A 23898-nucleotide genomic window follows, 5' to 3' on the forward strand; every position below is an offset into this window, starting at 1 on the left:
GGAGATTAAAGAAGGGATTCTTATTATTCCTACGCCAGCATTACCTGGATCAGGTTCATTCCAAAAAAACGGAATTGGGTATAATCTCAGCCTAAAAATATGTCCCGTCTCTTCGACAGGACATATCAGCACCCCATAAGTATTCTTATGTTATTTATCTAACTGCAGAATTGAAGATGTACGCGCTCTTGTAGATTCACATAACGCTGGATCATCATTCAATTTCTTACCCCATGAAGGGATCATTTCTCTCAATTTCTTACGGTACGAGTCCGATTTTGCACGATCAGGAAAACATCTCTTCAACAGATTGATCATAATCGCTACGGATGTTGAAGCACCTGGTGAAGCACCCAACAATGCAGCAATAGAACCATCAGCGCTAGAAACTACTTCAGTTCCAAATTCCAAGATACCACCATGTTTTGGATCTTTCTTAATTACCTGAACACGTTGACCTGCCTTCTCAATCTCCCAGTCTTCCATTTTGGCAGTTGGCATAAATTGTTTCAAGGAATCCAATTTATCCTGAGGCTTTTTCATAACCTCGGTAATTAAGTATTTTGTCAAAGGTAAGTTATCCAATCCTGCTGAAAGCATCGGACGAATATTCGAAAGTTTAATCGACGCTGGCAAATCGAAATATGAACCCTTTTTCAGGAACTTAGTCGAAAAACCTGCGTAAGGACCAAATAACAAGGCTTGCTTGCCATCGATATATCGAGTATCCAAGTGAGGCACAGACATTGGAGGAGCTCCAACAGAAGCCTTTCCATATACCTTGGCGTGATGTTGTTTAATGATTTCCTCATTGTTACATCTCAGCCATTGGCCACCGACAGGGAATCCACCGTATCCTTTTGCTTCAGGAATACCAGATTTCTCCAGTAATAATAGGGAGTGACCACCTGCACCTATGAATACGAATTTCGCTAAGATTTCACGTTTTTGACCAGTTTTTAGGTCTTTAACTTCTACTTCCCAGCGACCATCATCTTCACGGTCTATATCTTTTACCTCTTGATTAAGGGATAATTTAATATTATCCTTTCCATCTAAGTAAGTGATTAAATCTTTTGTTAAAGCACCAAAATTCACATCTGTTCCGATTTCCATTTTAGTAGCTGCAACTGCTTCATCATCTGAGCGACCATTCATCATCAATGGAACCCACTCCTTCAACAAAGCCTTATCCTCAGTATATTCCATACCTTTGAATAAGTTTTCCTTAGTCATTGTTTCAAACCTTGTCTTCAAGAAGTTCACATCCTTCTCACCGAATACGGCAGACATATGTGGTACACGACGGATAAAATGACTTGGATTTTTAATGATATTCTTTTCGACTAGGTAAGACCAAAACTGCTTAGAAATTTCATATTGTTCTGCAATACTGATTGCTTTATCAATTTTTACACTTCCATCAGGTTGTTCTGGTGTATAGTTTAATTCACAAAGGGCCGAGTGACCTGTTCCGGCGTTGTTCCATGCATCTGAACTCTCTGCAGCAACAACATCTAAACGTTCTATAATCTCAATATTTATGTCTGGACTTAGCTCATTAATTAACGTACCTAACGTCGCACTCATGATACCTCCACCAATCAATACAACGTCGACTTCCGTTTTCTTTGTTTTCTTACCCATGGTTTTTAAATGAAATACAAAATTAATATTCAGTTTATATTTAAGCGAATAAATTTGTCAGAAACGTTTCAAATATTTGTGATTTTATCAATATTCCCCCTCCTACTTATTCAATTCTACCACAAACCCATTTTTTTGGCACGGCAACCTTTCTATTCAGCAACATTTTTTGTATTATGCAGTTTATTTTCCACTTTTGTGGACTTTATAGTATTGAACATAAATAATTATTTATATGAAATTGTTAGCCGGGAAAACAGCCTTAATCACTGGGGCATCAAAAGGAATAGGACGTAAAATCGCTGAGGTATTTGCCCAAAATGGTGCAAATGTGGCGTTTACTTACCTATCATCAGTAGAAAAAGGGCAATCTTTAGAAAAAGAACTTGAACAATTCGGAACAAAAGTAAAAGGTTACCGTTCGGACGCTTCCAAATTCGATGAAGCAGATAAACTGATAAACGATATTGTAAGCGATTTTGGAACTCTTGATATCGTCGTAAACAATGCTGGAATAACCAAAGATGGTCTGCTAATGAGAATGACCGAAGAAAATTGGGATGATGTCATCAACATCAACTTAAAATCTATTTTCAACGTGTCTAAAGCAGCATCTAAAGTAATGATGAAAAACCGTAAAGGTAGTATCATCAACATGAGCTCTGTAGTAGGTGTTCAAGGAAATGCTGGCCAAGCAAATTACGCTGCCTCCAAAGCTGGAATCATAGGATTCTCTAAATCTTTAGCTAAAGAGTTGGGATCTAGAAATATACGCACAAACGTAGTAGCACCTGGCTTTATCCGTACAGAAATGACAGATGTTTTAGATCCAAAAGTAGTAGAAGGTTGGGAAGCAAACATTCCTTTGAAACGTGCTGGTGAACCAGAAGATGTAGCAAATGCTTGTTTATTCTTAGCATCTGACCTATCTTCATACATTACAGGTCAGGTAATCCCTGTATGTGGTGGTATGTTGTAAAATTTAATCCTATTCATCAATCCATAAAAAGACTTCCTTGCGGAGGTCTTTTTTGCTTTTTGGTTATTGTATATTTGCAGCAATGGAACTGCAACAAAAAATTTTCAATATAAAGACTGAAACTGAGTTTAATGAAATTGCCATTGATATATTCAGATATCAGGCAACAAATAATCCTGTTTACAAACAATATATTGATATTTTAAAAGTGGATCAATCACAAATCAAAAGCTATAGAGAAATCCCCTTTCTACCCATTCAGTTTTTCAAATCCCAGGACATTATTACGGATGGAAAATCTCCAGAAATAACATTCTCATCTTCTGGTACAACTGGAATGATCACCAGCCAACATCTTGTAGCTGATGTAAATCTGTATATTGAAAGCTTCAGGAAAGCTTTTGAACTGTTCTACGGAAATGTTGAAGATATGGCTATTGTTGCACTGCTGCCTTCTTATCTAGAGCGATCTGGATCTTCATTAATCTATATGGTTGATGATCTGATCAAGAGATCTAATAACTCCGAGAGTGGATATTTCCTGTACAACCATCAAGATTTATTCAACACACTAAGTACACTGAGAGATAAAGGTAAAAAGACAGTTTTATTTGGAGTAACCTACGCCTTATTGGATTTCGTTGAAAACTTCAATATAGATTTCCCCGAATTGATTGTCATGGAAACAGGCGGTATGAAAGGTAAAAGGAAGGAGATGATTCGAGAGGAGCTGCATAAAATCCTCTGTGCAGGTTTCCATGTTGAAAGCATTCACTCCGAATATGGAATGACTGAACTACTTTCCCAAGGATACTCCAAAGGAAATGGTCTCTTTCATACACCGCCATGGATGAAGATCTTGATCAGAGATACAAATGATCCTCTTTCATTATTGGACAATAAAAAAACAGGAGCAATAAATGTCATTGATCTTGCCAATTATTACTCCTGTTCATTTATAGCTACTCAAGATCTGGGCAAGTTCCATCAAGATGGTTCTTTTGAAATCTTGGGTAGATTTGACAACTCTGATATCAGAGGTTGCAATCTTTTAGTTCAATAGTTTATTGTAAACTAGGGTCATCAAAGGTATTGCCCGCATTGATATCTCCAGTATCATATCCTTTCTTAAACCAATACATACGTTGTTCAGAAGAACCGTGGGTAAAAGATTCTGGATTAGATTGACCATAAGCTTGCTCTTGGATATGGTCATCTCCTACCGCAGCAGCAGCGCGCATACCTTCAACAATATCATCATAGGTAATTTCTACATCCGTAGTTTTATTCAAGTGATGAGCCCAAACACCAGCATAAAAATCTGCTTGTAATTCGGTCATTACCGAAATTTTATTGTTCTCACGTTCACTCAACTTAGATCTCAAAGCATTTGTCTGAGAAAGAACTCCAAAGATGTTCTGGATATGATGACCTACTTCATGCGCAATAACATATGCAAGTGCGAATTCCCCTTTCGCCCCATATTTTTGAGCCAGTTCTCTATTGAAACTTAAATCAAGATAAACTTTTTGATCCCCAGGACAATAAAATGGCCCAAAAGCAGATTGACCCATACCACATCCTTCAGTTTGTGCAGCATCTGTATAGATTACCATAGTAGGCTTTGGATAGGATTTGCCATTCTCTTGGAAAATCTTGGTCCAAACGTCATCAGTACTTGCCAACACTACATCAGCAAAATCCATCAGCTTATCTTCCTCAGGAGTAGATTGGTATTCACCTTGTTCATTAACAGTTCCCTGTTGCTGTGAACCACCCATTTGATTCAGGATTTCATTGGGGTCTCCACCCATCAAGAATCCAATGATTAAAACGATTACACCACCGATTCCTCCTAGAGTCATTTTCTGTCCACCAGACATCCCTCTACGATCTTCAATATTTCCGCCGCGGCGGCCACCTTGCCATTTCATAAGTATATTTTATTAAATTTTAGTTTGTTCTCGGTTACACTACAAATTCTTTGCCACAGCATAGCGTGTACAATAACTTAGTTCTAAGGTACAATTCATTCTCCTCATTTAAAATGCTTATCTTTGAATTCATTTAATATTACCAAACATATGTTATTAGACGATCTGAAAAACAGAAGTGAAAATCAATGCGAACTATGTCGCTCTTCAGAAAACCTTGAAATATACGAAGTCCCTCCTACCTCAAATCCTTCTTTAGATAACAGTATTTTGATCTGTTCTGTTTGCAAAGGACAGATAGAAAAAACAGAACAAATTGACCCTGAGCATTGGAAAGTTCTTGGTGAAACCATGTGGTCTGAATTTGCACCAGTTCAAGTGGTTGCATGGAGGATGTTGAGCAGATTGAGAAATGAAGCTTGGGCAGCCAACAATCTTGATATTTTATACCTTGATGATGAAACCCTCGAATGGGCTAAGAAAACAGGAGACCACGAAGCAGATGCAACAGTGGAATTTCATCAAGATTCTAATGGAACAAGACTTTTTGAAGGTGATACAGTCGTATTAATCAAGACCCTAGATGTAAAAGGATCGAGTATTTCTGCCAAATTGGGAACTGTAGTTAAAAACATTAGACTTGTTCCTGACAATACAGAGCAAATAGAAGGCAAGATTGAAGGCCAAACTATCGTTATATTAACAAAGTACCTTCGCAAAGGTTAATATTAGTGTAAACGGAAATTTATTTATGAAAAAGTTATTGTTCACAGCATTAATTGGATTGGGTTGTTTACAAGCCTATTCGCAAGAGAAAATCGATGCTGTTAAAATGGAAGAAGTGATTGCGAAACCTCAGACCCAAATTCTGGACGTTAGAACTTCCGAAGAATATGCAGGCGGACATATTCCAAATTCAGTAAATCTGGATTGGAAAGAAAAGGAAAAATTTGCCGAAGCTATCAAAAATTTTGACAAAGACCAACCTGTCTATGTTTATTGTCTAGGTGGTGGTCGAAGCAAACAAGCAGCACAATATCTGACAGAAAATGGCTTTAATGTTTATGATTATTCCGGGGGCATGATGGACTGGAGAAATGCTGAAAAACCTGAAATCAAACCTGAGGCTGGTAAAGAAGCTAAAGGAATGAGTACAGATGAATTTGACCATGTAATCAATTCATCAGACTTGGTTCTCGTAAATTTCTCAGCAGTTTGGTGTGTTCCTTGCCAAGAATTAAAACCTACAATCGACAAAATCGAAAAAGAACAAGCTGGAAAGGTAAAAGTGGTAAGGATTGATGCTGATAAAAACAAAGAATTGATGAAAGTTTTGAATGTGCGCGGGATTCCACAAATGATCCTTTACAAAAAAGGAGAAGAAGCTTGGAACAAATCCGGAATAGCAACAGAAACCGAAATCATGGCTCAAGTGAAAAAAGCCTCTAAATAAATATCCTTAATTCAAAAAACGTGAATCAAATAGCACTCATTTCCGGATCAATATTAGGAATTCTATCCATAGTATTCGGAGCCTTTGGAGCGCATGCTCTTAAAAAAGTACTCACTGAGGAAAGATTAAATTCTTTTGAAGTTGGCGTCCGCTATCAAATGTATGCAGCTATAACTCTTTTGATTATTGGCTTCCATTTAGATTTTGCAACAACAACAGAAAAATGGGCATACTACGGCATTTTTTGGGGTTGTATCCTTTTTTCAGGCAGCATTTATTTCTTAAGCCTTAAAGATGTATTAAAAGCGAACCTAAGATTTTTGGGTCCTATTACACCTTTGGGCGGTCTATTGATGATCGTAGGTTGGGTCATGCTGTTGATATCATTCTTATAAGATAAAGAATTAATATAGAACGGTCCATGGAAATCTCCATGGACCTTTTTTTTGTGTCAAATCTGGTAAAGTTCATGGTGTCCTTGCAGCACTCCTGCTAGCGCAAGTATTCGACTTGTGCTTGACTCTTGTTCCTCTCTTGTGCGCACCTTGGCCGCACCTCATTCGGACCTTGTTCGGACATGATCCGAACAAGGTCCGAACAAGGTCCGGCTGAGGTCCGAACGAAAGAGGACTGAGTCCGCTATTTGTTATGTGAGATATGAGATGTGAGATATGAGATTTGAGATATTAAATTTGATAAAATATTGTTCTATAATAGTGACACCCTTACAGGGTTGTAAGGATAAATGGTATAGGCATGCATTATGTGGCAGGTGGGGACACCAGCCACGGTTTGCCGTATTGGCCGAAGGATGGACCCTGAGCAACGGAACCATCATATCTACTTTGATGGTTGCTGGGGACACCATGGCGACTTGACTTGTCTAATGTCTTATGTCTATTGTCTAATGTCTATTATATAAATCCCCTACCCCAATTCCTTAAACCATTCCAAATATTTCTCAATGGCTTTTTTCTTATCTGCATCTAAATGATAGTTTAGATTTTCATTTAGGTATTTGTGATAATCAAAGTTTGGAAAAGAAGGTAATCCTGGGATAACATCGTCTGGCCTTGAAACCCCATCCGCTAAGGCTGCATTGAATTTATTTTCAAATGAGTCTGGGAGCTTTTTGTTTGACACCCAAACGGCATAAGCAAATGGCAATCCTGTTAATTCTTTCCAGTAATGACCCATATCATAGACGTAAGGAACTTCTTCCTTTTTGCCAAAGGTTCTATCTCCTATTAAAACGTAAGCATCGGCTTCTCCTTCAGTAACAATCTTTACTTCTTTTTTCCAGTAATGCTTCAACAATATTCTAGCTAAGCCATTGGATGTCCGAGATTGTTTGTCTAACAGTAAGGTTTCTACCTCCTCAATTGGTTTGTTGGAAAATATAAATACAGAATCGACATAGTCGGTTGAACCGATACAATAATCTCCAATAAAATGGTATTCTTTTAGATCTGTAAGGGCTGCAATGGGAATAATTCCCATATCCGACTCGTCAGAAATTACTTTTCGGGCACATTCTGCTGGAAAATCTACAGACAGCTCAATATCATTCATCACATCTGAATTTCTTATTCCCTGTAAAAAAGGCAAAGTGTTGGTATAAGAAACCGCAGATACTCTTATTTTACTCATCTAATAATCCTTCTAAATGCTTTACGTTGTAGTGATCGACGATAGCGAATTCATTGTCGCTATATTCTAATTTGTACAAGGCTGTGTTTGTGTGAGGAAAATCATCCATATTGCATACCGGAACATTTGTCAAATGGCATAGCATCACACGTAATGCTCGGCCATGCATACAGACTAGTATGGTTTCTTCTTCAGGTTGTTGAAGCATATACTCGACAGCTTCTTTTTGCCTAGTAACTAATGTGTTTGGAGATTCGCCTTCTTCAATAGCTAAATCCAAATCATTGTTGCGCCAAGATGAAACTACCTTGTCAAAACCTGTTAAGATTTCTTCTGTTTGGGTTTGACCTTCATATATACCCCAACTAATTTCATCCAACCCAATTAGTTGTTCCATTAGAATACCATCCTTTAAAAATGGAGCAACAGTTTGATGAGTACGAATTAATGTGGAAGTATAAATCTTGTCGAATGGAATATTCTTGTACGTATCATAAAAAGCCTGAGCCTGTTTAATTCCATTTTCATTTAATGGACTGTCTACACCTCGGCCTTGAACTATACCTTTTAGATTTAAATCCGTTTGCCCGTGACGAATAAAATAAAATGTTTTCTTCAATTTGGTTCCCTTACTTAAGAATTAACTACTGGTAATGAATAATACTGTTTTTTAGGATTTGTTTCTTCGAATACAAAATCCTTATAATCTGTAACTACATTATAAATAGTATCTCTTTCAATTGGATGTCTACCTACATTTTTAATCAGCTCTACCAATTCTTTTGTACTCATTGCCGGCGTTTGTTCTTCTGCACCTGCCATACTGTAGATTTTGGTAGTGTCATCTAAAGTACCATCGATATCATCGACACCAAAACTCAATGACATTTGAGCTGTGTTTCTTGAAATCATTGCCCAATATGCTTTTATATGAGCAAAATTGTCCATATAAATTCTTGCGATGGCATAATTTCTAAGATCTTCTATAACAGAAACCTCAGGAACATGGTCCATTTGATTGTCTTTATTTCTGAATTTTAGAGGAATAAACGTCTGGAATCCTCCAGTTTTATCCTGCAATTGCCTTAATCGCTCCATATGGTCTACACGATGGCAAAACTCCTCGATATGACCATATAACATTGTTGCATTGGTATGCATTCCCAATTTATGTGCCTGTTCATGAATATCAAGCCATTGTTCTGCCGTACATTTATCGTGAGCAATCTTCTCGCGAACTTCAGGATGAAAAATCTCAGCTCCTCCACCAGGCATAGAATCTAAGCCACAGGACTGAAGGTATTTCATTCCATCATAATGACTCAATTTCGCTTTCTTAAAGATATAGTAGTATTCAACGGGGGTTAATCCCTTAATGTGAAGTTCAGGGCGGTGTTCCTTACAGCGCTTGAAGAATTCAGCATAGAACTCCAGGTTTTGCTTTGGTACTACTCCCCCTGTAATGTGGACTTCAGTTACTGGTTCCCCATCATATTTTTTGACGATGTCCATCATTCCATCGACATCCATTTCCCAACCGTCCGTACGATTCTTGATTAATCTGGAATATGAACAGAATTTACAGTCATAAACACAAACATTGGTGGGTTCGATATGGAAATTACGATTGAAGTAAGTGTAATCTCCGTGTTTTTTCTCTCTGATATAATTTGCTAATACGCCTAGATAGCCCAATTCTGCATTTTCATAAAGGTAAACACCTTCATCAAATGTAATTCGCTCACTATTAAGGACCTTCTCAGCAATTAGCTTTAACTCTTCTGATAGATTCTTGTCGTTTATTAAAAACGCTAATTTTTCTGTTGCTTCCATTTCGCTTCCTTACTATACAAATGTAGGAAAACATAGCCGAAAAAGCTAAATTTAACAGTCGCTATGCTTCTACAAATTGCTGCATATCAATCAGTCTTTTGTATAAACCGTTTTGAGCTATCAAGCCCAAATGTGAACCTACCTCAACAATCCTGCCTGCTTCAAGAACGATAATCTTGTCGGCATTCTGAATCGTACTCAGTCGGTGTGCAATAACAACCGTAGTTCTGTTCTCCATCAATTTATATAATGAATCCTGAACCAAACGCTCTGACTCTGTATCCAAAGCTGAAGTCGCTTCATCCAGCAACATTATTGGTGGATTTTTAAGAACTGCTCGAGCAATACAAATCCGCTGGCGCTGACCTCCTGATAATTTGGAGCCTCTATCTCCGATATTCGTCTGATAACCATTCTCCGTACCCATGATAAAATCATGTGCGTTTGCAATCTTAGCAGCTTGTATAACCTGCTCTTCTGTAGCCTCAGAATTGGCAAAAGCTATATTGTTGAAAATAGTATCGTTGAATAAAATAGACTCTTGATTGACTACCCCTATTATTTTACGAAGAGATTCCTGCTGAAGATCTTTAACATCTATACCATCAATTGAAACCTCACCCGTAGTAGCGTCCATAAATCGCGGAATTAAGTCCACCAACGTTGATTTACCACCTCCGGAAGGACCTACCAGAGCTACAGTTTCACCCTTATCGATCGTTAGATTGATGTTTTTCAGAACCTCATTATCTTCATAGGCAAATGACACATTGTTGAATTCGATTTTGTCATCAAATTTTTTGATTTCAAATGCATTCGGTTTATCTGCCACTTGATTTTTCTCATCGATCAACTGCAATACTCTTTCACCGGCAGCTATACCATTATGGATATTGCTGAAAGCATCGGTAAGAGCTTTTGCCGGTCTCATCACTTGTGAAAATATGGCAATGTATGCTATAAACTCAGAAGCCTCAAGATCTCCTTGACCACTTAACACTAAGTGACCACCATAAAGCAAGATTACCGCCACCATACCTACACCTAACAGCTCCGAAACTGGCGATCCCATCTGTTGCCTGCGAACCATTCTTCTATTTACGGTTGCATATTCATCATTCTCAGCGTTAAATCTTCCTTTAATAAAATCAACTGCATTGAACGATTTGATAATCTTAATTCCAGAAAGTGCTTCTTCCAATAAGGTTATCATATTTGCATAAATCCGTTGTCCTTGTTGGGCTTGTTGTTTCAGGGTCTTAACTATTTTGGAAATAAAAAATGCTGAAACAGGAATAACCAATAAGGAGAACAAGGTTAATTTAGCTGATATAATAAATAGCATAACCAGGTATGCAATCAACTGTAAAGGCTCTTTAAATGCTACTTGCAATGTACCTGTAACAGAAAATTGTACAACCTGTACATCAGATGCAATTTTAGAGATAATATCCCCTTTTCTTTGATTTGAAAAATAACCAAGATGTAAGTTCATTACATTATTGAAAACAGATTTTCTCAGATTCAATAAAGTATGTATCCTCAGGTTCTCCATTATTCTTTGAGAAAGATATCTGAATAAATTGCTTACAAAAACCGAAGCAACAATAACAATACAGATATATTTCAGGGCATCATATGGGCCTAAGCGATTATTAAGATCATAGGCGAAATAATTAAAATACCCCATAATATCGGTCAGGTTTTCCGGTTTAGAAACCGGTTCAATAACAGCATCTTGGGAATTAAATAAAGTGTTTAATAATGGTGCTAATAGAGCTAAATTCAAGGTGCTGAACACCACCATTATCAAAGTACATATGATATAAGGAATAGCATATTTTTCAATTGGTTTCGCGAACGAAAGAAGTCTAAAGTATGTCTTCATGCAGATTACTAAGATTACAAATGTAAGAAAAATTGTAACCTATGGTGTTTTTCATCCAGCCATGCACTAAATTGTTGCAAATAAATGTCAATTTAGTGGACAAAAAACACCGTTGTAAGGATGCTTAGGGGCATACTATCTTTAATTGTCTAATAGGTTCACTTTACTATTAGAATCAATTTTCATAGTATATGTAGTTTTCCTTGGTTACAATCGATAGGCATATATTGTAATTTTATCACTTTCCTTTTTGCGATAAAATATTCATAGAGTGCCAAAAAGGCTTTATAACCTTGTTCTAATGGTTTTTGGCATATCAAGAAGTCAATATATCCTTCTTTTAAGAAATCAATGTTTCGGGTATGATATCCATTACCTACAAGCTTAATATGGTTTAAGCCCCTATCTTTTAAATATTTAGCAACAAGATAGGCTCTGGAATTTGTAACATAGATTAGTTTGGGCTGTTGATGATTTAAATAATCTTCCATAAAAGCTGTGATCTCTTCATCGTCAGCAATTTCTACATTGAAACTTTTTATAGAACATTGGTAGCTCGTATCAATAAAAAATTGTTCAAATCCTCTGATTTTTTCTTCCAAGTGGTTTGATATATCTTTTTCTTTGGCAACATTCAACACTAGGATTTCATCTTTGGGTTGGATCAGATATTTACAGAGGTGAGCCACTACCCTTCCGGATTGTATGATGTCTTGACCTATATAACTCAATGGATGCACAGATGGCACTTGCGATTCAATAAATACGAACTGAATACGTTTTTCAGTGCATTTAGCTGCAAAATCTTTTGTTTCGTTGAGAAAAATTGGAGCTACGATTACACCATCAATATGCTTTTTGAGCAATTCATCACTTTTTGCCAGGAAACTTTCTCTGTCATCCCGATCAAAGAAATAATATCGAAGATCAACACCAAAATCACCAAATTCCGACAGAGCTTCTTGGATTCCGGAAACTGGAGCATTCCAATATTCAGCTTCTGAACATTCCTTTGGAATTAAAATTCCAAATTTATATACACGCTTTGAAGCTAATCGCTTTGCTAAAATATTCGGCTTATAATCCATCTCCTTAATGATAGACAATATCTTTTCTTTCGTTTTTTGCGCAACACCGGTACGGTTATGCAAAACTCTATCAACTGTAGCTATGGAAACATTCGCCCGTCGGGCAATCTCTTTTACACCAGATAATTCAGATACTTTCATGGGATTTAAAAATTAAAGAAAATATTTTACACTTATAAACATTAAACTAACCTTAAAACGAAAATACACTTTTATATCATTAAATATTATTTTCTTTAAAATTAATTTTAATCTTTTTGTTTTTATCATGTAAAACTTGAATTATAAATTATACATTTTTTCTCAAAAAGAATAATAATTTATAATAATTTATTTTTATTGCTCATTTTAAGCTTATTTAAGGCATGTTTCAATAAAAATAAGTATCAAAAGTATTTCCATAGTTGAGAATATTTAATAATGGAGAAATTTTTTACAAGCTATTTATCAAAAAATTCTTGTAGCCAAAAATTTCCTAATAATTACTTTCGAGGGGTTGCTTGGAAATGGCTGGGTCCCTAATGCCGAAACCTAAAGAGTTAAATAACAGGTTGCTTCATAAATTATTCAATCATGAGCTTTATTATTTGTCATAATTGAAATAAAACCATTAAGTTTTTATAATTTTATCGCCAAATCAAATTAAAAAATGGAAATAGAAGTAGCGAAAAGGCTTCAACGGACAGAAGAATATTACTTTTCGAAGAAGTTGAGAGAAATCGATGAAATGAACAGGAATGGTGCTCAAGTAATTAACCTTGGCATCGGAAGTCCTGACCTACCTCCTCATCCAGAAGTGATTAAAACACTTCAAGAGCAGGCAGCATTACCAACTACTCATGGCTATCAAAGTTATAAAGGAGCACCTGCTCTTAGAACGGCTATGGCGGATTGGTATCGTCGATATTATCGCGTTAATCTAAATCCAGACACTCAAATATTACCACTTATTGGTTCTAAAGAAGGTATAGTGCATATCTGTATGACCTACCTTCAAGAGGGTGACTATGCTTTGATTCCAAATCCTGGTTATCCGGCCTATTCAAGTGCGGTTACGATTACTGGCGCAACGCCATTAACATATGACCTAAAGCTTGAAAACAATTGGGTGCCAGATTTTGACCAATTGGAACAGATGGACCTGTCAAAAGTGAAGCTTATGTGGATCAATTATCCCCATATGCCGACTGGTGCCCTGGCCAACCGTGATTTTTTTGAAAAAATTATAGCATTCGGAAAAAAGCATGAAATATTGATATGCCATGATAACCCATACAGTTTTATCTTAAATGATAGTCCACAAAGTATCATGGAAGTTCCTGGAGCTTTAGATGTAGCTATAGAACTTAATTCTTTGAGTAAATCATCAAATATGGCCGGTTGGAGAATTGGCATGTTGATAGCGGATGAAAAACGTATTGGCCAGATCATGCGATTCAAAAGCAATATGGATTCAGGAATGTTTCTACCTATGCAATTAGCTGCTGCAACTGCTTTATCCTTGGATAAATCGTGGTACACGGAATTGAATGAAGAATACCGTAAGCGTAGAAATAAGGTTTTTGAAATCATGAATCTGTTGAACTGCAGCTACGACGAAAATCAAGTAGGATTGTTCGTTTGGGCCAAAATCCCTGCAGGATATGAAAATTCATATCAACTTTGCGATAATATTCTCTATAATGCGCATGTATTTATCACCCCAGGAGGGATTTTTGGATCTGAGGGAGAACAATATATCCGCATCAGCTTATGTGCCAAGATAGAGGTGTATGAACTTGCGATTGAAAGAATTAAAAAATCATTATAACTTTCGATCTGCAAATTTTTAATTTATTTGAATTGTATTTAAAATGAATATAGCAATTGTCGGGATAGGTTTGATTGGTGGTTCAATCGGTATCCGACTTAAACAAACTAACTTTTTCGATAAAATAATAGGTGTCGAGAAAAGTGAGATAAATCAAAAGAAAGCATTGCAGCTTAATTTAGTGGATGAAATTCAATCTTTGGAGGATGCCATGAAATCTTGTAAGGTTATTGTATTGACTGTGCCTGTCGATGCCATCATGACCTTATTGCCCAAATTACTTGATGTAGCAACCGACCAGGTGATAATTGATATGGGGTCTACAAAATCCAATATCCTGAACTTAATAAAGGATCATCCAAATAGAGGCAGATATGTAGCAGCCCATCCCATGGCTGGTACCGAATATTCAGGTCCGGAAGCAGCAATTCCAGATTTATTCAAAGATAAAATGATGGTATATGTTGAGGCTTTCCGTTCTGATGAGGATGCATTTGAATTGGCAGATGCAGTTACAGAACAACTTGAGATGAAGACCTCATTTATGACTGCAGAAGAGCATGATATGCATACAGCTTATGTATCTCATATCTCGCACTTAACATCTTTTGCTTTAGCTTTGACAGTATTAGAGAAAGAAAAATCACAGGGCAGGATTTTTGAGCTTGCAGGATCGGGTTTTCAATCCACTGTTCGTCTTGCAAAGTCATCACCTGATATGTGGACACCAATCTTTAAACAAAACCGGACCAATGTATTGGAAGTATTGGAAGAACATATCAAACAGCTTCAGCACATTTATGATAAAATCGAGAAAGAAGATTATGAAGCTGTCCATAAATGGATCAAGAAATCCAATAAAATCAAACGTATCATAAAATAAATGTTATGTTGGAAAGAAAAACTCTTAGCAACGAATTGGTAAAATTGATACCCATGATCAAAAACGATTATGAATGGGTATTTGCCGCTGCTTCGGACCCAGAGATTTGGGCCCAGCACCCGGATACTACACGCTATACGCCTGTAGGATTTACAAGATATTTTCAAAAGTTAATTGATACCGATATCCCCTACTTGATTTTAGATGCTAAAACAGAACAGGTAATCGGAGCAACCTCATTCTATCAATACGACAGACACGAGAAATCTGTTGCTATTGGCTACACTTTCTTGGGAAAGAAATATTGGGGTGGTGAATACAATCAATCCATTAAAAATTTAATGATGGATTTTGCCTTTGAAAAGCTGGACAAGGTTATTTTCCATGTTGCATCTGAAAATATCCGTTCGCAGATGGCTTTGGGAAAAATTGGCGCCATTAAAGAAAAGGAAGAAGAAGATGAAAATGGTAAAGTAAAGTTTACCTATTCCATCTATAAGAACAAAAGCTAATCCATAAAAAGATATTAAGATCCCTTATAGTCATTATAAGGGATTTTTTTTATCCATTATCCCTTTCCATTAAGACCATTAACATCAAGCTGAGCACAAATCGTTCATCATCAACAGGTTTATCTGTTAATTTTTGAACGGTAAATTTCCTGCCGAAAAATGAAGGCTCTTTGATGATTTCGAACATGGGTTCGTCCTGTTCATTTCTCAATATATAAGATGGATTGAAAAAGTAGCCTGACAACATGCCAACGAGAGGCAATTCACCGAATAAACCATCCCACATTTTTACCCATGGATTTTTCTCTTTTATCGTATGATCTAATTTATCCTGGGGATCCATCAAGTTGAAAGTTGATCTCCAAAGGGATTTGATAGATTTACGTCTCACCTTTCCAATTACTTTACCTGTATGATCAGTTATCGTAAATGTCTGTTGGAAATCGATCAGTTTGTTTGATTTTAATTCATAAAGTATTTCTGATTTGCTCTCATCTCTATAAACCATTATATGATCTCTCCAAGTAAAGATTTTCTCGCGAACGTAATAAATACTGTTGCCATTTGCATCTTTTGCAGAAAAATCATTTGATAAGCTGGTGACACGGAATGTGAAATGCAGTGGGTATTGAAGATCCTTCATCGGATTTGAAATAAGTTAATCAAATATGAATTATTTTAAAAACTATTAGTTTATCAAAAGTTAATATAAAAGTAATAAATCAATAATAGTTGAATTATAATTTAGCCGAATCTATTACTATTTTTATTAACGATTTACAACATATACAAACTCTCCTAAACTACATGTTTATGAACATCCGATTTTATAATTTTCTGTTACCTGCTGTATTACTGTTTTCTGGAATAACTTATGGACAGATAAAACCTATAGCCTACCTGCCTAATGCTCATTCTCATAATGATTATACTAGAAACAACCCCTTTAAACAGGCATACGGATTAGGTTTTGGTTCTATTGAGGTAGATTTGTTTTTGAAGGATGGTGAACTTTATGTGGCCCATGACCCACATGAAATAACTAAAGATAGAACCTTTACTAAGCTCTATTTAGAACCTATTTTAGAAGCCTATAAACATAGTGAAGATGGATTTCTGTATCCAAACCAAGGCCAACTTCAATTATTGATTGATCCAAAGACGGAAGGTGCTCCAATCTTGGACCATTTAACAAAATTATTAAAGCCTCACAGGCAATTGTTTGACAGTAAGAATAATCCAAAAGCTGTCAAATTACTCATTAGTGGGAATAGGCCTAAAGCTGAGGATTTCCCTAAGTATGATGATATTTTCTATTTCGACGGTAATTTAAGTGAAAACTACAGTCCTGCCCAACTGGAGAGAATTGGCTTGATCAGTGTATCCTTTGGTTCATTGTCAAAATGGAATGGACTTGGAAGACTTACGGATAAGGACCTAAAAATTATAAAAACGAAAGTTGATTCTGTACATAGGTTAGGGAAAAAGATTCGTTTTTGGGCATCTCCTGACACCAAAACCACCTGGTATGAGTGGCCAAAAATTGGAATAGACTATATTAATACTGATAAACCTTTTGAATTGAGCGAATTCCTAATAAATTATCCGAAGGAATCCTATAAAGAGGAAAGCGTTTACAATCCTTACGAGATAAAAACTAAGTTCAAAACAGGTTTAAAACCAAAAAATATTATCCTTTTGATCAGTGATGGAGCAGGGTTATCTCAACTATGGGCAGCAGCTATGGCAAATAATGGCAAGCTTAACGTTTTGAACATGCCTCATACTGGTTATTTAAAAACTCAACCAAAAGACAATTATCATACAGACTCTGCAGCAGGTGGTAGCGCAATAGCAACTGGTTCAAAAACCAAGAACAGGCATATTGGTGTCGACAGTATGGGCAACAAAGTAGCAAATATACCGGACAGATTAGCAGAATTGGGAATGCGGTCTGGAATAATCTCGAACGACGAAATAACAGGTGCTACCCCATCCGCATTCTATACCCATGTGAGCGAGCGAGATCAGTCGGATAGTATTGCAAATGATCTAATCAACTCTAATCTCGATTTGATCATAGGTGGAAAAAACAGTGCATTTGAAAAAGATAATAATGCATTGGTGAATTCTTTAGAGAACAAAGGTTTCAAGATTGAATCATCTTTAGATGAATTATCCAAGATTCCTGGCAAAAAAGCATTGATTTTTCAAGAAGATCAGGTTGACCATAAATGGAATAAGCTGGACCAAGACCAATCTAAAATCAAAACTTCTTACAGGTTTATAGAACATGCTCTAAATCCTGCCATTAATTTTCTGCAGAAGGACCATTCCAAGGGTTTCTTTCTGATGATTGAGGGTGCTAAAATTGATGGTGGCGGTCATAGCAATTCTATGGGATTTACGATAACTGAATATCTAAGTTTTGATAGATTAGTTGGTCAAGCATTGGAGTTTGCTGAAAAGGATCAAGAAACTTTGATTATTGTAACCTCAGATCATGAAACTGGAGGTTTGGTGATTCTGGATGCAGATCAAGCGAGCAGAACTGTGCTAGGAGATTTTGCCACAACGGATCATACTGGTATTCCTGTACCACTTATGGCATTTGGCCCAGGAGCGGAAAATTTTCAAGGATTTTTGAACAATACTGATATTGCCAAAATTATTTATCGGTTAAAGGATATTAAATAAGGGAATGGGGGGCTTTTTTTTGCCATGGTTGCAGTTTCCACGAAGCCCATGGTTGCAGTTTCCACAAAGCCCATGGTTGGTGTCTTCACAAAGGCCATGGATGGTGTCCCCACCAACCATCTTAAGCTTAGCTAGCGCAAGTCTAAGCACCGGACATTGCGATGGGTGACACCTTCTTTTTTTGTAAAGGGCGCTTTACAAGAATTTTGATCGTTACGGAGCCTAAAATTTAATTGAACAGGAATTTATAGTTACACCCCTACAGGGTTGCACCGGGGTGATAAAACCGCTTCTATAATAGTTACACCCCCCTGGGGTTGGCTCGCCGTGCCACAGGTTTATAACCTGGTATAAAAAAAATAGTATAACCCTATCAAGGTGACACTMTTATAGCAGAATTTAACAAAYATGCCACACCTACGRCGTTGGTTTTTGAGGCGATTTTAATGCTATAGATATTACATGCCTACGGCATTTAAGAGAGATTTCATGCCTACAGCATTTAACCCCGATGGGGTTTTTGGGGTGTATGGCCATTTTTTTCTATAATAGTGTCACCCCTAGCGGGGTTGTGCTATTATAGAAAATGACATTAATCGCCATATAACCCTGTAAGGGTGCAATTATTATAGAGATAAATATAATACGACAAATAACCCCTGTAAGGGTGTAACTATTATAGAGATAAATATAATACGCCATTTAACCCTGTAGGGGTGTAACTATTATAGGGATAAATATAATGCGCCAATTAACCCTGTAGGGGTGTAACTTTTATAGAGATAAATATAACACGCTAGTTGGTTTCTCCATCTTCAGCGGTCATTTAGATCTGAATTTGTAAAATTCATCACCAACATCTAAATACTAAATACTCTTTTAATACTTCCACTTTAACCTATCAAATACTTTTGACCACAACCATATTGGTCCAATTGTCAATAGATTTAAAAATGAAGCTTCACCTTTTTTGGCGTTATTACTGGTAAAAAATAAGCCAGCCAGACCGATGATAGCTAAAATGGAACAAACCAAGACTACTGAGGGTCCGCCATCACGTTCGATATATTCCAATTGAACGATGAAATAACTCATGATTCCGATGGTAAACAATACCGCATAAGAAAGTGTTGGTGCTAGTTTTAAATAGCAATAAATAACTATTGCAATGAAAAATGAACCCCAGTTCAAAAAGGTATGAGCGTTCATTTTTACCAAAAAATCTAACTGTGGAAAGGGTATCATCCAGATCAAACCCATTATTGCGAAAAATGACAGGAATAAAAATATGGCATATAAGGTATAGTTTCCTTCACCGTAAGTTTTATCTAAATCGTAAAAATATCTCTCAACAGGCCTTGAAAATTCTGGCTTTTTATTAATAGCAGTCCCCTTTTTCTTCATGCCTGCAAAGTTAATTATTATTAGCTAACAATTTACTCTTTCTATAAGCATAATAAAACACGACTGGCAGAACCGCAAACGACAGCACCAAACAAATTAACAGGCCTCCTACAATCATAATAGCCAATGGCTTCTGAATTTCTGAACCCATTCCCCCTGAAAGTGCCGCTGGTAATAACCCTACTGAGCCCATCAAGGCAATCATCACAATGGAGCGGATACGGCTTTTCACACCCTTGTCTATCGCTTCTTTCAATGAATACTTCTTCAGAAAACCCTTCATGACAGCAATCAGGATAATCCCATTGATTGTATTTACACCAAATAGAATAATGAGTCCTATCCCTGCTGAAATCCCGAAAATAGTTCCTGTTACCCATAGCGATAAAAAGCCACCAATAAATGCAAATGGAATTGTGATTGCAGCAATAGCGGTATCTTTCATATTTCCGAAATTGCTGTATAGCAATAATAATATGAGAGCCAGTGAAATAGGAATTACGGTCATCAATTGCTTGGTTGCTCTCTCCTTACTTTCAAACTCGCCTGCCCATTCCATATAATTTTCTTTAGGCAATTTGATATCTTGTGCTACTACAGATTTTGCTTCCTCAATGGTGCTTCCCAGGTCTCTTCCCGAGATACTGAACCCAACACCGATATAGCGACTATTGCCTTCTCTATAAATAAACGCCGGTCCAGTAACATAACCAATTGTTGCTATTTCTTGCAATGGAATATTTTCTCCCGTACTTGTTGGAATGAGGATATTCCCGATTTTTTCTGGAGTATCTCTGTATTCTTCATTGAAACGAAGAACAATATCAAACTGTCGGTCTTTTTCATAGAATTTAGTTGCCGCTTGTCCACCTATGGTCATAGCAATTACAGCCTGAACATCTTGAGTAAAAACACCATATTTGGCCATTTTTGAATCATGCAACTGAATCCGTAATTCTGGCAATCCTATATTTTTATAAACATTGATATCGGTTATCCCATTTACTTTACCTATAGATTCGGCAACTTGATTGGCATAGTCTTCAAGTTTATACAGATCATCACCAAATATTTTGATTACCAAGGAACTCTTGACACCAGCAACATATTCTTCAACATTGTCTTGAATAGGTTGGCTAAATCCAAAATTTATTCCAGGGTATTGGCTGAGTTTTGTCCTAAAATCTTGAATGATACCTTCTTTATCCAATCCACGCTCCCATTCACTTTCATCCTTTAATTGAACATTGAATTCGATGTTGAAAAATCCGGTAGGATCAGTACCATCATTTGGTCGACCCGTTTGTGTCATAATAAAATCAATCTCAGGGCATGATTCAACCATTAGTTCCTTCATTTCCTTTGTGAGACGACTCGATTCATCCAGGTTTATGCTGTTTGGCAAAGTTGCCCGAATATAAATCGCACCTTCATTCAACTGCGGCAAAAATTCCGAACCGTAGTTCATAAATTTAATAACGCAAAGACCTAAAATTCCTATGAAAACTCCTATTGTTATTCTCTTAAATTTTAGGGAAACTCGATAAAGTCTATAAATAGATTTATTGAAAAACTTGGTTATGAAGTTCTCCTTTTCTTCAATTCCTTGGGTAAAAAGTAATTTACACATTGCAGGAACATAGGTCAAGCTCAGAATTAATGACCCTAACAATGCATACCCTAAAGTGAAAGCTAATGGTGAAAACATTTTGCCCTCTACCTTTTGAAATGAAAATATCGGCAATAGTGCGACAATCAAAATCAAGAGCGCAAAAAAGATATAAGATGCAACACTACCGGCACTTTTCTTAATAACCCCTAATTTGCTCATTTTAGCAAATCTTTCAGGCCCCACCTTATGGGAAAGAGTAGCTAATGCAACAAATACTGTTTCAACGATAACCAAAGTTCCCTCAAGTAATAGGCCCAAATCTAATGAACCCATAGATATAAGGTTGGCCGGTAAACCTTGGAATTTCAGCATGATAATAGCAAACAGAAAAGATAATGGGATTACTGATGCTACTATTAAAGTCGATTTCCAATTATATAAAAAGATGAAAACGATCAGAGAAACAAGCAATACTCCTTCGATAATGTTTTTAGAAACTGTTTTTACGGTATTATCAACTAAAGTAGTACGGTCAATAATAGTTTCGATTTGAATATTTTGAGGAAGAGTACGTGTATTTAATTCTTCAATTTTCTCTTTCAGTCGACCAATAACCTCGGAAGGGTTTTCGCCACGTAACATAACAACGATCCCCTCCACGACATCATCATTTTCATTATACCCGACCTTACCCAACCTTGGTTTATTGGAAACTACAACTTCTGCAACATTTTTGATCAATACTGGGGTAGAACCATTTAATTTGACTGTAATATTGCCTATATCTTCAATTTTGTCCAGTAGACCAACCCCTCTGACAACATAAGCCTGATCTCCTTGTTGGATAACATCTCCACCTACATTGACATTGGATTTTGAAACCGCTTCAAATACATCCGACGGAGTTAAATTAAAACTCTTAAGTTCATTTGGATTGATCTTGATTTCATATATTTTCTCTTCACCCCCAAAACTAATCACATTGGCTACACCCGGAACACTCAACAGCTCTCTTTCTATGACCCAATCCTGAATTKCTGAGACTTCTTTGATTGGCAGGTCACTCTTTAGAATGTACCTAAATATCTCTCCAGTTGCCCCTGATGGAGGCTCGATGGAAACGCTGGTTCCTTCAGGAAGTTCTACGCCACCTAATTTATTGGAAGCATATTGCTGAGCATAAAAATCTTCTACTCCATCTTCAAACTGAACCGTTACTACAGAAAGACCAAAAAGGGAAATGGAACGAATATTTGATTTTCTAGGAATGCTGTTCATCTCCTTAGAGATTGGCAGCGTTACTAGTTTTTCTACCTCTTCTGCACTTCTTCCAGGCCATTGAGTAATTATCCTTGCACGGGTATTGGTAACATCGGGAAATGCCTCAATAGCCGTATGTTTTAAAGCATAAATACCTCCAAACAATAGCGCAAGTGTAGCGAACAGTATAAATGTGGTATTCCTTAATGAAAAGGTTACGATATTTTGTACAAATTTCTTCATGCCTATTGATCTCTCAATTGTTCAAAAATCAACAATGCATTGGAACCTATTATTTTTTCGCGATCATTAAAATCGCCTTTTACATAAGTCACTTCTTCATTGCTTGTCAGCACTTCAACTTTTCGGGATTCTATATTGCAATCATCGTGATAGATCAAAAGATAATTTTCATTATTACTGAATATCAAAGACTTATTTGGCACAGCCATCGCAGTTTGATCCAATCGTTTTTTGTCAATAATAATATCTGCGTTCAATCCAGGCATCAGATTCAAGTTTTGGTTTTCCAAAACCACTCTAGCTTTCATGACATGCTCACTCGCATCGAATACATTATAGATCTTATCGATTTTTCCAATATAAACCTCATCAGGGTAAGCTATTGTTCTAACTTTTACCTGATCGCCGGTTTTAATATATCTTAAATTACTGGCATACACATTCAACATTACCCATACCTCTTTGAGGTTTGAAATGGAAAACAAGGGGTCACTTTCATGAGTTATTATTTGTCCTTGGCTGATGTCTTTTTGAATGATGTATCCATTTTTAGGGGCTAAAATCTGAAAGGTTCCCTCTCCTACTGCATGATATAATTGAAGGGATTGATTAATCCTGTTCAGTTCTAATTTTGCTGTTTCCAATTCATGCTCCACTTGTAGCATTTCAGGCTCGGATATCATCCCATCGTTCAATAAGTCTTTTTTTGTATTGAGAAGCTTACCTAATAGATTGATTTGATTTTGTTGAGACTTCTTTTGCTGGAAAAGGCTTTGGATTTCGGTTGATTTAATGACAGCGAGTACCTGTCCTTTTTTAACCTGATCTCCTAATTCGAAATCAACTTTTTCGACCACGCCTAGCAGGAGGCTTCTGAAAGTCACTAAGTCGTTTTCATTATATTCAATTTTACCAGAAAGAGTCAATTGCTCAACAATTGGACTTTCACTAGCTTCGATAATTTCTGTCGACTTCTTAAGTTGATCACTCAAGCAGAATGTTTTT

20 protein-coding genes and 1 riboswitch are annotated in these 23898 nt (G+C 36.6%); of the genes, 9 read left to right on the forward strand and 11 right to left on the reverse strand.

Annotated features, from left to right (window positions below; translation table 11 throughout):
* Positions 1-9: 9 nt before the first annotated feature.
* A riboswitch (TPP riboswitch) is annotated at positions 10-146 on the reverse strand.
* 4 nt (positions 147-150) lie between these two features.
* Positions 151-1647 carry a malate:quinone oxidoreductase gene (locus CRT24_RS16490; protein ID WP_099372275.1) on the reverse strand — a complete coding sequence of 499 codons (1497 nt, stop codon included), beginning with the start codon at positions 1645-1647 and terminating at the stop codon, positions 151-153.
* A gap of 235 nt (positions 1648-1882) precedes the next feature.
* Here CRT24_RS16490 and fabG point away from each other — a divergent pair, with 235 nt between their 5' ends.
* Together fabG and CRT24_RS16500 are read left to right on the forward strand one after the other, a co-directional pair.
* Positions 1883-2626 (forward strand): 3-oxoacyl-[acyl-carrier-protein] reductase, encoded by a 744-nt coding sequence (gene fabG / locus CRT24_RS16495; RefSeq protein ID WP_099372276.1) that lies wholly within the window; start codon positions 1883-1885, stop codon positions 2624-2626.
* Positions 2627-2708: 82 nt separating this feature from the next.
* Entirely contained in the window at positions 2709-3689 is a 981-nt protein-coding gene (locus CRT24_RS16500; protein WP_099372277.1) for an acyl transferase, read from the forward strand.
* Between the two features lies 1 nt (position 3690).
* Here CRT24_RS16500 and CRT24_RS16505 read toward each other — a convergent pair whose 3' ends face one another.
* Complete coding sequence (locus CRT24_RS16505) at positions 3691-4560, reverse strand: neutral zinc metallopeptidase (protein WP_099372278.1); 870 nt, start codon at positions 4558-4560, stop codon at positions 3691-3693.
* A gap of 150 nt (positions 4561-4710) precedes the next feature.
* On the opposite strand from CRT24_RS16505, the gene CRT24_RS16510 reads away from it, so the two are divergent.
* The 3 genes from CRT24_RS16510 to CRT24_RS16520 are packed head-to-tail and all read left to right on the forward strand — an operon-like array spanning position 4711 to position 6408.
* On the forward strand, positions 4711-5286 hold the full coding sequence (locus CRT24_RS16510; protein WP_099372279.1) for an alkylphosphonate utilization protein: 576 nt from the start codon (positions 4711-4713) through the stop codon (positions 5284-5286).
* 25 nt (positions 5287-5311) lie between these two features.
* Positions 5312-6013, forward strand: coding sequence for a rhodanese-like domain-containing protein (locus tag CRT24_RS16515; protein ID WP_099372280.1), 702 nt, complete (start codon positions 5312-5314; stop codon positions 6011-6013).
* Positions 6014-6033: 20 nt separating this feature from the next.
* The gene (locus CRT24_RS16520) at positions 6034-6408 is read left to right on the forward strand and encodes a DUF423 domain-containing protein (protein ID WP_099372281.1); all 375 of its coding nucleotides are present in this window, start codon (positions 6034-6036) and stop codon (positions 6406-6408) included.
* Between the two features lie 532 nt (positions 6409-6940).
* Here CRT24_RS16520 and CRT24_RS16530 read toward each other — a convergent pair.
* The 5 genes from CRT24_RS16530 to CRT24_RS16550 all read right to left on the reverse strand — a co-directional run bounded on the left by CRT24_RS16530 (position 6941) and on the right by CRT24_RS16550 (position 12613).
* On the reverse strand, positions 6941-7663 hold the full coding sequence (locus tag CRT24_RS16530; protein ID WP_099372283.1) for a menaquinone biosynthetic enzyme MqnA/MqnD family protein: 723 nt from the start codon (positions 7661-7663) through the stop codon (positions 6941-6943).
* Positions 7656-8282 (reverse strand): histidine phosphatase family protein, encoded by a 627-nt coding sequence (locus tag CRT24_RS16535; RefSeq protein ID WP_099372284.1) that lies wholly within the window; start codon positions 8280-8282, stop codon positions 7656-7658. Before CRT24_RS16535 ends, CRT24_RS16530 begins: the two co-directional genes overlap by 8 nt.
* Before the next feature lie 14 nt (positions 8283-8296).
* Entirely contained in the window at positions 8297-9496 is a 1200-nt protein-coding gene (mqnE, locus tag CRT24_RS16540) for an aminofutalosine synthase MqnE (RefSeq protein ID WP_099372285.1), read from the reverse strand.
* 61 nt (positions 9497-9557) lie between these two features.
* Positions 9558-11384, reverse strand: coding sequence for an ABC transporter ATP-binding protein (locus tag CRT24_RS16545; RefSeq protein WP_099372286.1), 1827 nt, complete (start codon positions 11382-11384; stop codon positions 9558-9560).
* A 182-nt stretch (positions 11385-11566) separates the two neighbouring features.
* On the reverse strand, positions 11567-12613 hold the full coding sequence (locus CRT24_RS16550) for a LacI family DNA-binding transcriptional regulator (protein ID WP_099372287.1): 1047 nt from the start codon (positions 12611-12613) through the stop codon (positions 11567-11569).
* A 508-nt stretch (positions 12614-13121) separates the two neighbouring features.
* Between CRT24_RS16550 and CRT24_RS16555 the strand changes: the two genes are divergently transcribed.
* From CRT24_RS16555 to CRT24_RS16565, 3 genes are read left to right on the forward strand one after another with little or no spacing between them, the layout of a single operon-like run.
* On the forward strand, positions 13122-14282 hold the full coding sequence (locus tag CRT24_RS16555; RefSeq protein ID WP_099372288.1) for a pyridoxal phosphate-dependent aminotransferase: 1161 nt from the start codon (positions 13122-13124) through the stop codon (positions 14280-14282).
* Positions 14283-14325: 43 nt separating this feature from the next.
* Entirely contained in the window at positions 14326-15165 is an 840-nt protein-coding gene (locus tag CRT24_RS16560; protein ID WP_099372289.1) for a prephenate dehydrogenase, read from the forward strand.
* A gap of 5 nt (positions 15166-15170) precedes the next feature.
* On the forward strand, positions 15171-15677 hold the full coding sequence (locus CRT24_RS16565) for a GNAT family N-acetyltransferase (RefSeq protein ID WP_099372290.1): 507 nt from the start codon (positions 15171-15173) through the stop codon (positions 15675-15677).
* Positions 15678-15726: 49 nt separating this feature from the next.
* On the opposite strand, the gene CRT24_RS16570 is transcribed toward CRT24_RS16565, so the two are convergent.
* Positions 15727-16320, reverse strand: coding sequence for a hypothetical protein (locus tag CRT24_RS16570; protein ID WP_099372291.1), 594 nt, complete (start codon positions 16318-16320; stop codon positions 15727-15729).
* Positions 16321-16490: 170 nt separating this feature from the next.
* On the opposite strand from CRT24_RS16570, the gene CRT24_RS16575 reads away from it, so the two are divergent.
* On the forward strand, positions 16491-18374 hold the full coding sequence (locus tag CRT24_RS16575; RefSeq protein ID WP_180269160.1) for an alkaline phosphatase: 1884 nt from the start codon (positions 16491-16493) through the stop codon (positions 18372-18374).
* 879 nt (positions 18375-19253) lie between these two features.
* Here the strand turns inward: CRT24_RS16575 and CRT24_RS16580 are convergent.
* Genes CRT24_RS16580 through CRT24_RS16590 form a run of 3 tightly spaced genes read right to left on the reverse strand, consistent with a single transcriptional unit; the run spans position 19254 to position 23885 of the window.
* Positions 19254-19778 carry a hypothetical protein gene (locus tag CRT24_RS16580; RefSeq protein WP_099372293.1) on the reverse strand — a complete coding sequence of 175 codons (525 nt, stop codon included), beginning with the start codon at positions 19776-19778 and terminating at the stop codon, positions 19254-19256.
* Positions 19779-19788: 10 nt separating this feature from the next.
* Positions 19789-22893, reverse strand: coding sequence for an efflux RND transporter permease subunit (locus CRT24_RS16585; protein WP_099372294.1), 3105 nt, complete (start codon positions 22891-22893; stop codon positions 19789-19791).
* Between the two features lie 2 nt (positions 22894-22895).
* Positions 22896-23885: an efflux RND transporter periplasmic adaptor subunit gene (locus tag CRT24_RS16590; protein WP_180269161.1), complete on the reverse strand. Its 990-nt coding sequence runs from the start codon at positions 23883-23885 to the stop codon at positions 22896-22898.
* Positions 23886-23898 lie beyond the last annotated feature (13 nt).

It is taken from the genome of Sphingobacterium sp. 1.A.5, assembly GCF_002734235.1.
Classification (GTDB): Bacteria; Bacteroidota; Bacteroidia; order Sphingobacteriales; family Sphingobacteriaceae; genus Sphingobacterium; species Sphingobacterium daejeonense.